This window comes from Pseudoalteromonas sp. JSTW (genome assembly GCF_013423925.1).
GTDB lineage: Bacteria > Pseudomonadota > Gammaproteobacteria > Enterobacterales > Alteromonadaceae > Pseudoalteromonas > Pseudoalteromonas lipolytica.
The window spans coordinates 1070634-1085350 of record NZ_CP058972.1 but is presented as its reverse complement, the minus strand read 5'-3'; the positions used below and the strand labels follow the sequence as shown (position 1 = coordinate 1085350).

The 14717-nt window shown below is 41.0% G+C and carries 10 protein-coding genes and 1 pseudogene; 2 read left to right on the top strand and 9 right to left on the bottom strand.

All coding sequences use genetic code 11. From position 1 onward, the window contains the following. Window positions 1-92: 92 nt before the first annotated feature. The 7 genes and pseudogenes from GZH31_RS05015 to GZH31_RS04985 form a co-directional block, all read right to left on the bottom strand. Window positions 93-1649: an AbgT family transporter gene (locus tag GZH31_RS05015; protein WP_065978787.1), complete on the bottom strand. Its 1557-nt coding sequence runs from the start codon at window positions 1647-1649 to the stop codon at window positions 93-95. Window positions 1650-1797: 148 nt separating this feature from the next. Further along, window positions 1798-2073 (bottom strand): YfcL family protein, encoded by a 276-nt coding sequence (locus GZH31_RS05010; RefSeq protein ID WP_036969913.1) that lies wholly within the window; start codon window positions 2071-2073, stop codon window positions 1798-1800. A gap of 2 nt (window positions 2074-2075) precedes the next feature. Next, on the bottom strand, window positions 2076-3218 hold the full coding sequence (locus tag GZH31_RS05005; protein ID WP_180311443.1) for an ATP-NAD kinase family protein: 1143 nt from the start codon (window positions 3216-3218) through the stop codon (window positions 2076-2078). Further along, window positions 3208-3762, bottom strand: a complete 555-nt coding sequence (locus tag GZH31_RS05000) for an elongation factor P hydroxylase (protein ID WP_036969921.1) — start codon at window positions 3760-3762, stop codon at window positions 3208-3210. Before GZH31_RS05000 ends, GZH31_RS05005 begins: the two co-directional genes overlap by 11 nt. Window positions 3763-3863: 101 nt before the next feature. After that, window positions 3864-5453: pseudogene (locus GZH31_RS04995) on the bottom strand (HD-GYP domain-containing protein); the annotation flags it as partial. A gap of 973 nt (window positions 5454-6426) precedes the next feature. After that, the gene (locus GZH31_RS04990) at window positions 6427-7587 is read right to left on the bottom strand and encodes a GGDEF domain-containing protein (RefSeq protein ID WP_180311441.1); all 1161 of its coding nucleotides are present in this window, start codon (window positions 7585-7587) and stop codon (window positions 6427-6429) included. A gap of 187 nt (window positions 7588-7774) precedes the next feature. Next, on the bottom strand, window positions 7775-8425 hold the full coding sequence (locus tag GZH31_RS04985; protein ID WP_075593887.1) for a glutathione S-transferase family protein: 651 nt from the start codon (window positions 8423-8425) through the stop codon (window positions 7775-7777). A gap of 101 nt (window positions 8426-8526) precedes the next feature. Here GZH31_RS04985 and GZH31_RS04980 point away from each other — a divergent pair, with 101 nt between their 5' ends. After that, window positions 8527-9369, top strand: a complete 843-nt coding sequence (locus GZH31_RS04980; protein WP_036969929.1) for a LysR family transcriptional regulator — start codon at window positions 8527-8529, stop codon at window positions 9367-9369. Here GZH31_RS04980 and GZH31_RS04975 read toward each other — a convergent pair. After that, window positions 9356-11368 (bottom strand): winged helix-turn-helix domain-containing protein, encoded by a 2013-nt coding sequence (locus tag GZH31_RS04975; RefSeq protein WP_036969931.1) that lies wholly within the window; start codon window positions 11366-11368, stop codon window positions 9356-9358. The two genes, GZH31_RS04980 and GZH31_RS04975, sit on opposite strands and share 14 nt — an antisense overlap. Window positions 11369-11497: 129 nt before the next feature. Between GZH31_RS04975 and GZH31_RS04970 the strand changes: the two genes are divergently transcribed. Next, on the top strand, window positions 11498-13504 hold the full coding sequence (locus tag GZH31_RS04970; RefSeq protein ID WP_075593886.1) for a fused MFS/spermidine synthase: 2007 nt from the start codon (window positions 11498-11500) through the stop codon (window positions 13502-13504). Window positions 13505-13572: 68 nt separating this feature from the next. On the opposite strand, the gene aroC is transcribed toward GZH31_RS04970, so the two are convergent. Further along, window positions 13573-14670 (bottom strand): chorismate synthase, encoded by a 1098-nt coding sequence (gene aroC / locus GZH31_RS04965; RefSeq protein WP_036969935.1) that lies wholly within the window; start codon window positions 14668-14670, stop codon window positions 13573-13575. Window positions 14671-14717 lie beyond the last annotated feature (47 nt).

Genomic DNA, 14717 nt, shown 5'->3' with positions numbered 1-14717 from the left:
CACTCAACATTAAATTTCACACGATTTCCTCTACTAATAGGTTACATCAAAAAAGCCTCAGTTGGATGGCTGAGGCTTTGTTATTTTTATGGTTATGAACCCGCTGGGTACACGTAGCTTGACTGTAGGCCGAGTGGGATGCCTAAGCCCCAATATGCTAGTAAGAAGATACTCCAGCCGATTAGGAACGCGATAGAGTACGGCAGCATCATGGCAATTAAGGTGCCGATACCTGTGCCTTTAACATACTTCTGGCAGTACACGACAACCAATGGGAAGTAAGGCATTAACGGGGTGATAATGTTTGAGCTTGAATCACCCACACGGTACGCTGCTTGGGTTAAGTCTGGCGATATGCCTAATTGCATTAACATAGGCACAAAAATAGGCCCAAGTAATGCCCATTTTGCCGAGCTTGAACCCACAAACAAGTTTACGAACGCAGTTAAGAAAATAATACCAATCACGGTTACAGAACTGGGTAATTGCATGGCTTTTAACAGCTGTGCACCTTCAATAGCCAGTAATGCCCCAAGGTTTGATTTACTAAATGCCGCGATAAATAACGCACAGAAAAACGCCATTACTATGTAATACGCCATGCCGCCCATTGCTTTACTCATGGCATCAATCATGTCTTTAGAGCTTTTGAACGTGCCAACCACAAAGCCATAAACTGCACCAGGTATCCAGAACAGTAGGAAAATTAGTGGCACGATAGACTGCATCAAAGGTGAACGGAAGTTAGTCAGCGAGCCATCGGGGCTGCGCATAGCTGAGTCTGCGGGAGCGGATACAAACCAAAGTAAAGCAAGGCCTGCTACCATCACTGTGCTTGCAATATAAAACGCACGCTTTTCATCGCTACGCGCTTCATCAAAAGCGGGTAAGTCTTCGGTGTCACCATCAAGTGGGGTATTTTGTAAGCGTGGTTCAATAATTTTATCGGTAATGTACCAGCCTAATAGAATAATGAATAAGCTTGAAGCTGAGGTGAAAAACCAGTTATTTAATGGGTTAATCGCCATATCAGGATTAATAATTTGTGCTGCACTTTGGGTAAAGCTTTGCAGTAATGGATCGATACCTGATGGAATGAAATTAGCACTAAAGCCCCCACTCACGCCCGCAAAAGCCGCAGCAATACCCGCAAGAGGATGACGACCCATCGCATAAAAAATAACCCCCGCAAGCGGGATAACTAACACGTAGCCAGCATCAGTTGCGGTGTGGCTAACAATCGCCACTAAAATAATAGACGGGGTCAATAGCTGCTTAGGAGTGACTTTTAGCATTAGCTTTAAGCCCGTATTGATAAAGCCTGAATGCTCAGCAACCCCAACACCTAACATTGCAACAAGCACAACACCTAAAGGAGCAAAGCCTGTAAAGGTTTTTACCATCGACGATAAAAAGGTGGCTAAGGAATCACCCGCCAACAAATTATGGACAACAATGGCCTCGCCTGTTCGTGGGTCTATGGCGTCAAATGTCATGCCCGAAAAAAGCCACGACAGCAGCCAAATAAGTAACATGGCCACTAAAAAGATAATGGCCGGATCAGGAAGCTTATTGCCTACCCTTTCAATGGTATTTAAAAAACGTGCGATTGCTCCGCTTGGTGCCTGCACATCATTGTTATTATTCATTTTCGAATTCCCTAGAAAAATTTCTTGCTTACCTTATCGCATCCGCGTTAAGAGGTAAATTTTAAGTTAACTAAGCTATCCGATTTGGGTACTTCAACTATATAAAAAAAGCGGCCAAAGCCGCTTATTTAAATAACATCAACACCGATTAGGCTAATGCTTTTACTTCATCCCATAAACGAACCACTAATGCTTTATCATCTTCGTTAAGCTCACCATTACGGTATGCTTTAACCAGGCTCGACTCGACTTGATTATTAAGCTCGTCGGTTGATAAGTTTAATTCTTCAACTTGCGCATACCCTACCGCCAAATCAAAATGGCCTCGTAAATAGCCACCAGCAAATAACTCATCATCGGTTGCTTTATCAACTAAATCATCAAAATATTGCTGCGCTGCATCAATATAATTTACTAAACTCATGGTTATCTCTCCTCTGGGTGCAGCCCATCTTGATGACCTACTGCATACATTATATGGTCATTGAAACCTGTGGTTACTCTAATATAACCACTTAATTCATCGTCTAACTCACTGTCGCCAGTATCGGCAATCAATGGGCGGCCATTCAAGGCCTGTAATTTTGTTTTGGTTGCGACCACAATAATATTATCGCGGCCGATAGCACGAATAAGTGCTGGACTGAGCTGTTGATTTCCACGACCAAAAATATGGCCCTGACCACCGATCAGGGTGATCACTAATTTAGTCGGTTTACCGTGTGTTAGCTCCAGTAATTGCTGTGCAGTTAAATCCTGAGCAATCAGCGCTTGGTCTGCCACTAAATCAACACCGAGTAAGGTATTCTCTAGGCCCATTTCTTCCATAATGGCAGCAACTGTTGAGCCACTGCCCATGACGTATAAAGTATCTTCATCCATGTCAGACACCACATAAGCTGCAATATCAGCAAGCACTAACTCGTCGGTTTCTTTACCACCATTTTTAACCGCTTGCACGTAACGTACTTCGCTCGGCACTTGCATTTCACCATACCGTTTTGCTTTTACTGTGCCTTCGCGAAATGCGGCTTCGTCGATATCCATCACGTCTGCATCGCCTAAGCTCACCAACTCACCTTTTACAAGCATTTCAACCACTCGGCCCGCAGCTTTTGGGGTAATAGCATACACACCTGAATGAATTTTACAGCCTGCGGGAATGCCCAACACGGGTGTAGTGTCGCCAACAGCATGACAAATATTTCGGGCTGTTCCGTCACCGCCTGCAAATAAAATAAGGTCTACGCCTTGTTCTACGAGACGCTTTGCAGCTTGCTCGGTGTCATCCGGCGTCGTAACGTCGCCACTGTGATAAATAACCTGGGTATTAAAGCCTAATTGGGTGGCTGTTCGCTCCCCCATTTCACCATTAACGGTGTATATAATGAGCGAGTCTTGATACGCAAGTAATGCTTCAAGTGCTGCACGGGTGCGTAAATTTGCTTTGGGTTCTGCGCCGAGTGCCATGGCTTTCGCTGCTGTATCTGCACCATCACTGCCTTTAAGAGCTACACTGCCACCAAGCCCTGCAACAGGGTTTACAATTAAACCTAACTTAAACTGCATCAGATAACTCTCCTGGATGTTGCCATACAAATTGTGCACTTGTCAGTGGCCACGGGGTCTTATAAAAATCACTGAGTGCTTTTAGTAGTGCGTAAGTTCGTTGATTAAAACCAGACGCTAGTAAACTTAATAGGTGCTGGTGAACACGCTGCTGAAAAGCAAAACGACACGTTTGTTCGCCATTTAAATTATCGACCGAAACATTAAAGTCAAACCCTGCCGCAGCGCTAAGCGCCCATTCTATTGCTTGGGGTTTAACTTCTACCGCTTCAAACTCAGCTTGCTGATGTTTATCACGACCATCTGGACAATACCAATAGCCATAATCTTCAAGTAAGCGGCGTTTTTCACCTGCCACCAGCCAATGGGCAATTTCGTGGAGTGCACTGGCGTAAAAACCATGCGCAAAGACAATTTGATGATAAGTCGTTTGCTCATCTGCAGGCAGGTAAATAGGCTCGTCAGCACCTTTAATTAAGCGCGTGTTATGGCTTTGATAAAAAGTGCTGTCAAAAATAGCGATTAAATCGGCAATCTGATGCATACTGGCTTACATTCATCTCGTTAAAAGCGTTACAACAACGCACCAAAAACGAGGCGAATTGTACGGACTTTTCAGCCTAAAGTAAAAACAACCCCTCTCGGTTAGAGGTATTTTGCGATATCGACGTTATCTATTTGTTCAGGGCTCAAATAGCGTTTTGCGTATTCAAGGTAAATACCTGAACTTAAAAACAGTTTAAATACGTCACGATCAATATGATCGTCATCGACCATTTTAGCTAAAATATCAATAGCAACACTCAATGGTTTGGCCTTTTTATATGGCCTATCTGCTGCAGTGAGTGCTTCAAAAATATCAGCAAGTACTAACACTCGTTCAGGTATCGATAAGTCATCCGCTGATAATTTACGCGGATACCCCGTGCCTTTTAAGGTTTCGTGGTGGGTCGATGCATAGCGCGGCACACGGGCTAGCTCTTCGGGGAATGGCACATTATTAAGCATACGAATCGTGCTGATAACGTGTTCATTAATTTTAAATCGGTCCTCTGCGGTAAGTGTTCCACTTCTAATTTGTAAGTTATATAACTCACCTAAATTATACTTGTATTCAGGAACCGACATTTTTATACCTAAATTAGCATCGTATTCCACAGCCTTGTGGTGCGTAATTAGGTCACTGGGTTTATCACTTAACAGCGTTTCTTCAACAGGTAAAGATTGCCCCTTTAAATCTGCAAAGCGCATTTCTTCTAGAGGCGATAAACCAAGCGTTGCATCGAAATGCCGATGCCACTTAATACACGCAACGTCTTTTAAGCGTGCAAGTTGCTCATCATCCATAAACTCACTTCCCACATTGCAAGTAGCAATGAAAGCAAAGTCAGCATGTAATTTGTCTGTTTCAGCGTCTAACTGCTGTTGCAGTGTCTCCCTGTGTGTTGGGTTTTCAAGCAGCTTTTCGTAGTAGTTTATTTTAGCGTCGCGCAGCAACACTTCAAAACGTGTACGGATTTCATGAATACGATTATAAATGGTTTCTAGTTTGGTGCCTTTGTCTACAATGTGTTCTGGCGTGGTAATTTTACCACAGTCATGTAACCACGCTGCCAGTCTAAACTCACGTTTTTCATCTTCGTTTTTAAATGCAAACTCTGCAAAGGCGGGATCTGTTGAATCAGATGCAGCATTTGCAAGCCAAATGCCAAGCTCAGGAACACGCTCACAATGCCCTGCTGTATAAGGTGATTTATCATCAATCGCTTGGGCTATAAGTTCAACAAACGATTCCATAAGTGCTTTTTGTGAGTTTTCGTGTTTCTCTATAGAACGGCTCATATCAACCATTGAATTGGCTAAATAATGAATTTCGAGAATGCTACTTGACAGAGTAGACACATTTTTATACTCGCGCTGCTGAATTTTTTTGTTCTCACCAACAAGCTTTAAAATTGGATTCACAATTGATGATGCAAAAAACCACGATACTGGCAGTAGCAGTAATAAACATAAACTCGTTATTAAAATAGAAATCCGAATTTTTTCACGAATGACCGCAAGTACATCTTCTTTTGCTACCAATACAGTGAAGAAATCGTCATTGTCAGCTTGCATGTCACCGCTTAATGGTAAGGGCACGACAAACATGTATTTTTCTATCCCATTTTCATGTACATCCAGCATTTTGCCAAACTGATGACGCTTATTTGCAAGGCCTGTTCTTTGGTCATCAAGCTTAATAAGCGCTGATAAATCGTCAAAGGTATGCTGATGGCTTTGCGTTCTACTGCTGGCAATAATGTCACCACTACCCTGATAGACATACATTTCGGCGGAAACCAAAAACTGCATTTTAGTCTGTTGCTCAGTTAAATACGCACTTAAACTCGAACTTGCTATATCCACCGCAAGCACATCGCCGGTATCATCTGACTTAATCGAATAGGTATAACCCGGTACGTGGTAAACATTAAACATGTACGGTTCAGATTTGGTAACAACCCCACTTTCTGCGTCTTGAAACCATATTCGCGTTCGTGGATCAAAATCGGTTTGTTGTTCTTCTGCTTTACGGACTGTCAGTTGTGAGTCTAAAAATAACATCGACTTACGACGCTCTTCACCTTCCCCCGATACTTTAATGACCAGCCATTTATACTCATCTTTTATATTCAAGCTGGCGGGTAAATTTGCATACCCTTTTAGATTAATAACTTGGAGAAAATCACCATTCGCACGCCCTAAAATAAGTGAATAAAAATCTGTGTGGCGACTAAGCACCTCTATGAGTACATTTCGAAAAATCTCATAGTTACCTTGGCTTTGTGAAAATAGGCGTGTGTCATGAACCATCACGCTGAGGGTGTTATCTGCACGCTGATTTATACGTGTGATATGATCAGCAATCTGCTGGCTTGTTTGCTTAAATTGCTGAGCTTTGGTGTGCAATACTAACTTTTCGCTGAAGTAATAATGCAAGCTAATCGCCACAATTCCCGTTAAAAGACTGGCAAGCGCAAAGACTAAGAGAACACTCGCTCTAATTGATATTTTATAGCCTTTTTTATGGCGTGATAGCATTATGCATCTCCTTGCATGCTCTCTTTATTGAATGAATATAAGAAAAAAGAAGTACAGATAATATATACAAGTATCTTTGGATAATTACAATTTATTGACTAAATTAAACGCACCTTGGTATCGATTAAATTTTAATAACCAATTGATTTCTTCCGCCTTCCTTAGCTTGATACAAAGCCAAATCAGCTCGTGATATCACTGATTTTTGCTGCTCCTCACGCATGATGGTCATACCAAAACTTGCTTGTATCGATAAAGAGCAACTACCTAATTTAAACTCCTCGGCATTTAACCTTGCTATCATGCCGTTTATAAGCGCAGTGGCATCTTTTAATGAACAAAGCGGCAGTACAATGACAAACTCTTCACCACCAAATCGATAGACATCATCAGCACTGCGCAGAGAGTTCGTTAAAAAAGTCGAAAAGTGCTTAAGCACGGTATCCCCCATTTCATGTCCATGGGTATCGTTTACGCGTTTAAAGTAATCAATATCAGCTAAAACGACACACACATGTTTCGTTTTATTTTGCTGCTTAATTAATTTTTGATATCCCTCATAATTGTTATCAAACGCACGCCGGTTAGGCAGCTGTGTGAGTGCATCTTTAAATGCCTGTCTTTTCATTTCATCTGCAAGTTGACTTAGCTGAGTGTTACGAACAAAAAGCTGCCGACGGATTAAATGCTCATGAGCCGACATAACGACCCCTGCAAAATTAGCGGATACATGTGCCAACCCAACCATATAAAAAGTATGGCTACTTACATCTTTATTAAAATAAATAACGGTAATTGCAAATGCACTGTAAGACACACCGATTAAGGTGGCATTCTTTAATGACAATAAAGTAGAGAAATACATAGTGATCAAAATAATCACATCAAAAAACATATGCAGGACATAATGGCGCTCAAAGGTGAACACCATAAATTGCATACTAAAAAATAAGAATGTCATAAACGCAGCCACCGCCTGCGATAATTGCTGTGGCATCCGGATATAGCACACCCCAAGTGCAGTGATCACACAAACTGCAACAGAAATAGTCCGGCTAAATAATGCAATACCGGGCCAAAAGCTGGGTTGAATTATCATTTTATCGGAATAGGTCACCAGCATAATCATAATGGCGGTGATACAGGCAAGAAACTGTGCAGTTTTTTTATCTTGCTCAAGCTTACTTTGAGTAAATGCTTGCTCAACTTGCATAGAGTTGAACCGACAAAAGTAGCGTGCAATTGACATATCTTGATTTAATAACTTTGCACCGAATGTGCTCATAATTATATACCTACGCAGGAACGGAAAAAGGCGAGTAATGAGGTGTTTAAATAAAGAGCAACCGTTCCATTATAGAGTGAAGAGCTTACAATTAAACTCGTTCTTTTGTATATAAATTACACACATGCACCAACACAAAGTTGCGAAAATGGCACAAAGCATAAAATTATCGCTTTGTGCGCGGTGATTAAATAATATCCTCTCCTGCCTCATCACTTGTAACAATATCTGTTTCTTGCAGTGCATGTGCAATCCAATTATTCAAAACAGGACACGATAGTACCTGGTCACAATAAGCTTGTGCAGGGCTTGATAATGTTACTTGGTAAGTTTTAAAGCGCAGTACCACGGGCGCAAACATCGCATCAACAATTGAAAACTCACCATACAGCCATGTATTGGACGACGATTGTGGTCGCATCGAAAATATCTCATCAATGCGCGCAATGTCTTTCTTTGCGTGTTCTGACAGCTCAACATGTCTTTTAGCTCGAATATTCATGGGCATTTCATTTCTGAGTGCGAGAAAGCCACTATGCATTTCTGCAGCCACACTTCTTGCGTGAGCTCTTTTATTTAAGTTTTCAGGCCATGCTCTGCCATTTAGATAAGCATCGTTGATGTATTCACAAATCGCGAGTGAATCCCACACTGCTAAATCACCGTCGATTAATGCAGGGACTTTTTGTACAGGAAATTTCGTTTTTAATCTGTCATAAAAGTCTGGGGTATCTAAAACAAGTTGCTGCTCGGTAAATGATATATTGAATTTACTTAATAAATACCACGTTCTTAATGACCAACTCGAATAATTTTTATTACCAATAAATAATTGCATTTTTCATCCCTTAACGATTAGATTAATACCACTATAGAGCAGCAAAAGGCGAATTACTCGCCAATTGTTTTTATACAACCCATAAGAGAAACTGATACATCATGGATATTGATGCCTTACGAACTTTTTGTGCTTTTGTAGACACGGGCAGTTTTACCCGCGCAGCCGCACAGATTTGCCGAACCCAATCTGCGGTAAGTATGCAGATGAAAAAACTAGAACAAGACACAGGGAGTTCTTTATTTGAGAAGCAAGGACGACAGTTAGTGCTTACCCAACAAGGTCATCAATTAGCAAGTTATGCAAAGCAGTTAATCAATCTTCACGATGAGGCCTTTAAGCAACTTCAAGCAGGCACTGGAAACCGTCGAATTCGTATTGGCTGCCCTGATGATTACGCCCATTCAATTTTACCGCGACTCGTGAATTCACTGCGCATGTTAAATACTGCGCTGGATATACAAATTAGCTGCGCACCTAGCAGTGAATTAAGGGCTAAGCTTGACCAAGGTCAACTTGATTTAGTGATTGCGACCCGTTCACCAAACTCAGAGGAAGGTTACCTAATACAATCAAGCCAAGGAGTGTGGGTGAAAAGTCCGTCTTTTAAATTAAACCCTGCAACCCCCTTGCCACTGGCCTTATTTCAACGCGACTGTAAATTTCACCAAGCCAGCATCGAAGGTCTACTGAAAGCAGAGCGACACTTTAATATTATCGCCTGCTGCGGCTCTGTGGGGGCTTTACATGGTTTAATTGAGCAAAATCTCGCAATAGGGAGCATGGCACGCATTAGTATGCAAAAGAGCGTAGAAGAAATTACCGATGAAACACTCCCCCTCTTACCAGTGATTGATATAGTGCTTTTGCATGGTAATCATGCTCATAACCCCGTCAGCCTTGAGCAACTTAAGTCTCTGATAGAACATATTAAAGTAGTTTGACTAATTTGCGCGTACGTTTAGGGTCGGTTAAGTATAAAAACTCATTCAAATCGTGTGACGCATTAATCAGCATATGCTGTTTTGGGGCTGTTAATTGCCAACTTTCGCTATCAGATGAAACTAAATCAATCGTTTGATATTTGATACTATGCGGCTGTTCTAAGGTGATAGCTAATTGCTGCTTTTCAACTGCAATTCCAATAATTTCATCTTGTTGAGACTGCCATATTAACTCAATATCACCGTCAGAATTTACGCGAAAAACTTCATTACTATTTGAAAAATAAATCTGGTCTTTATCATCTAAGTCCATACCGTAGCAACTCAAGCGTTTACCAGAACCAGAAAATGGCGTCAGCGATAGATCATTTAAATCAAATTTAGCTGGGTGAAATGTAACCCCATCTTTTGCGCGGTAAGAGACTAAAATGGATTCTTCATTATGATACATTTCGCGTAAATAAAATGAGTGATGAGGATGTGGAATAGCTTCATAGGTCCCACTGACAATATCAATTTTATATAAGGTATCTTTGCTTGCAGTGAATACTTGCTGACCATTTTTATGCCATACAGTACCAAACAGCTCTTCGTTATCTGGATTTGCGAAGACTAATTTCTGTTTTTCATTTTCATACAAAAATAATTGTTTTAGTCCAAAGCGATGTGACTCAAATACAAATTTTGTTGAATCCGGTGAAAACACTGGCAGAAAGTCAACCGAGGAAGTATCCACCCGCTTTGTAAGTGTATTTGGATCTGTTCGTGTTTGACTGACAATATCAACATCCACATTCACTAATTCCATTAAAATTGACTCAGCAGATGAAGTGTACTGGGCATCGCGAATTATTTGATAATTATTAAACGGAATAAGCTGCAGCTCACCTTCAAGATCTAAACTTATAAGTTGGTTACGTTGGCTTATTAATAACGCTTGATTGTTTGGATGCCAACTCAAACCTTGAATACCGTTTTCTATTACTGCAATGGTTTTCACTGTATTACTAGCAAGCTCAAGCACATCGATACGGTATTTATTTTGTCCTGCTTCAAAACCTAACGCGACTTTACTACCATCATTTGATAACGCATGAACAAGTAACCAATCTTGCTCAGAAGCCGCTAGTAATCGCTTTTTTTGTTTACTGTTTATATCCAGTGAAACCAGTTGGGTGTCATTACTTTGTTTATTTTTCTCGATAAAATAGAGTACTTCTCCAGCTCCCCAATAAATATGATGGCTCGTCAGTGTCGTCTCGGTAAAGCGATTGACAGTCGTTTTCTCACGTGCCACAAATGACGATAAATCAAGCGATAAAGTTTGGAGTGACTGATTATGCTCACTCGCTTCGACAAACGCCAACGCATTGTCTTGTGAAGACCACCCTAAGGCAAAATAACTTGCAGCAAACTTCGTGAGCCTAGCTTCTCGACCTGTGGCTAATTCCTTTAACCAGATATGTTGGTTGCCTTTATCACCTCGAACAAAGGCTAAGTGGTTACCATTATGCGATAAAGATAAATTAGATTCATTCAGTTCGCTTGACGTCAGTGGCATTAATTGACTAAAACTTGGATGCGCTTGCTTATCAGCAATCATTTGCCAAACTACAACGCCTGTAAAAACGAGTACCACGAGTAGCAACGGCAACCATTGCGTTTTTGCTTTAGTTGCTTTAGTTGATTGGCTCAATTCAACCTGCTCCAAGCTATAACCCCGTTTTGGATGAGTAATTATAAATTGAGGGTTCTTGGCATCTTCTTTTAAGGCTTTTCGTAATAACGCAATACAACGCTGTACTGAGCTTGGATTAAATATTGAATTAGGCCAAACCGCAGCGAAGATCATTTCTTGGCTTACGACCTTCCCCTGATGAATATAAAGGGTATGTAATACATCCATGACTTTGGGCTCGACAACTTGCTCATATTCTTGCGATGAAATTAAACATCTGCTTTCATCAATCACAAATTTACCGATTCGATAACTCGCCACTTACTGCTCCAATAAATATTGACGAATCAAAGGTTAAGGTTTTCTTAAGAGAAACTCAAGCATTACTCCATTGTGGCTTTACTCAAACTCGTAGATTGTTTTTTCATCTTTCAATAGGTAACAAAAACAATGTATAAACTTTTATCAATCGCCACTATTTTCATCAGTGCTTTTTTACTTTTTCAAATTCAGCCTCTGCTCTCAAAGCAACTTTTACCTCACTTTGGTGGAGGTGCCTCTGTCTGGTCAGCCAGCTTAGTGTTTTATCAAACAATGCTATTGCTTGGTTATTTTTATGCACACTATATCAGTCGGTACACGATTACATTACAAGTAGTTACTCACCTGTTATTGGTTATCATTGCAACACTGGTTATTTACTTACAAAACGAAATTTTTCACTTCACTGATTGGCCTCCAACTCTCGCTGTATTTGTGCATTTATTGCGAGAAATAGGCCCTATTTTTATGCTACTTAGCGCAACCAGTGTGCTTTTACAGCGTTGGTATATCCAAGTCTTTGCAAGACATGTTCCGTACCATTGGTATTCTATTTCAAACCTAGGCTCTTTAATGGCGTTAATGAGTTACCCATTTATATTTGAATTACTGTTTTCGCTAGAGCAGCAAAAGTCATATTGGCTTTTTGGGCTACTCTGCTACTGTGCCTTATTACTATTAATAATGGCGTTTTTGCTAAAAAAAGACCTTAAAGTAGCCCGAAAACCTCAGTTAGCGAATAGTGCAAAGCTATCACAAGGAAAATCAATCTGGATTATTTTGAGTGCCTTAAGTACCGCGATGTTAGTGTCAACAACACATATGATCAGTACTAATATTCCACCAATGCCATTACTTTGGTCCTTGCCACTGGTGATTTACCTACTCACTTTTAGTTATACGTTTGCCAATAAAGTAAATTATCAGCGTTATGTGTGGGCGTATACGTTTGTATTTGCAGTGTTTGCTGGACTGTTAATGTTTTATTTTGGCAGCCAATTTAGCGCACTAGCTCAACTCATTATGTATTGCGCTATCTTATTAACCGCCTGCATGGTGTGTCATGGTGAACTAAGAAGTACAGCCCCTGATAACGCTCAATTAACCACTTTTTACTTTTATATTGCCCTAGGAGGTGTGCTAGGTTCACTTAGCAGTACCATGATTGCTCCTTTACTTTTCGTGCAACTTGATGAGTATCTACTGGGGTTAGCTGTTATTTTTAGCTTTATTTGCTATTGCCAATTTAAAACCCAAACAGGTAATAAACACATTAAGTACACCCTCGTTGCAACCGCTGTTGTATGGCTCTCATGCTATTGTTTCTTAGCCGTAAACTTTAATCAGTATAATGTTGCTACGAGCCGCAATTTTTACGGTTACCTCACAGTAAAAGATATTAATACCAATACAATAAAAGAAAGGCGCTTAATAGATGGCACAACCATCCATGGCGCAGAGCCACTTGATAATAATCAATTCCTTGGTCAAAGTTATTATCATCAACATACGGGTGTTGCTAAATCTCTCACGATTTTAAAACAACAGGGCGCATTAAACATAGGTGTCATTGGTTTAGGAGCTGGTGTACTCGCAAAGTTTGTGGGTCAAGGTGACCGCCTCCATTTTTTTGAACTCAATCCTGCAGTGCATGACATGGCAAAGAATTATTTTTCTTATTTAAATAGCAGTAAAGCCAATGTGAGAGTAACCATAGGTGATGGTCGAATTGCGCTTCAAAAAAATCATCAAGAAACATTTGATGTGTTAATCATTGATGCTTTTTCAAGTGATGTTATTCCCGCGCACTTACTCACTCGAGAAGCTATGTCGCTCTATTGGCAAAGACTCAATGAAAATGGCGTGCTGATCGTGCATATTTCCAATAACCACATCGATTTATTGCCCGTATTACAAGCACACAGCCAGCATTTTGATAAAACGTTAATAAAGTACAGTTATCAAGGGCGTGGCTTAAAATCTCTGGGCTCTGACTGGGTGGTATTAACCAGTAATCACACTTTTTTAAATGATGTTTCTATTAGTGACTTATCGCCTATAAAGCACTACGGGAATTATCAACTTGCAGAATGGACTGATCAAAAAAACAGCTTGTTGCCTCTGTTAAAATTTTAAATTAAAACACAAAAAAGCGCGATGGCTTGAAAGCTATCGCGCTCATTACTTTTTCTAAATAGATACTTTTAGATTGAGCCTTTGATTGGCCCATGCTCGTGGCTAACATGGGGGTTTTGGCCACGCTGGCGTAATAAATGGTCCATTAAGGTAATCGCCATCATCGCCTCGGCGATGGGGATTGCACGAATACCCACACACGGGTCGTGACGACCTTTGGTGATCATTTCAACGGCTTCGTTGCTGGTATTTATACTGTTACCCGGAATCGTAATGCTTGACGTTGGTTTTAGCGCGATAGACGCAATAATATCTTGTCCTGTCGAGATACCCGCAAGCACTCCCCCCGCGTGATTTGATGTAAAACCATCTGGGGTCAGCTCATCACGGTGCTCTGAGCCTTTTTGCTCAACGACATCAAAGCCATCACCAATCTCAACACCTTTTACCGCGTTGATGCTCATAAGTGAGTGCGCAAGCTCAGCATCAAGACGATCAAATACTGGCTCACCTAAGCCAACAGGCACATTCTTAGCGACTACTTTCACTTTAGCGCCTACCGAATCACCCTGCTTTTTAAGCTCACGCATGTACTCATCAAGCGCGTCTAATTTACTGGTATCGGGGAAGAAAAACGCATTGTTTTCTACTTCATCCCAGTTATAGTTTTCGGCTTTAATAGGCCCAAGCTGACTTAAACATGCACGTACTTCAATACCATGAAATTGCTTTAAATATTTTTTAGCAATCGCTCCTGCCGCCACACGAATCGCGGTTTCTCGAGCTGATGAGCGACCACCGCCACGATAATCGCGGATACCGTATTTATGCCAGTAGGTGTAATCACCATGACCTGGGCGAAATACGTCAGCGATTTTACCGTAGTCTTTTGAACGTTGATCGGTGTTTTCAATCAGTAAACCAATACTTGTGCCTGTGGTTTTACCTTCAAATACACCTGAAAGAATTTTGACTTCGTCACTTTCACGGCGCTGTGTTGTATAACGACTTTGCCCTGGTTTACGACGATCTAAGTCAATTTGTAAATCGGCCTCACTAATTTCAAGGCCTGCTGGTGTGCCATCAACAACGCCGCCTAATGCAACGCCGTGGCTCTCACCAAAGGTGGACACCTTAAATAACTGCCCTATGCTATTACCTGCCATTAACTTTCCTCATTCCTGGCTACTGAGACCGAGCCCTAAGGCTCGGC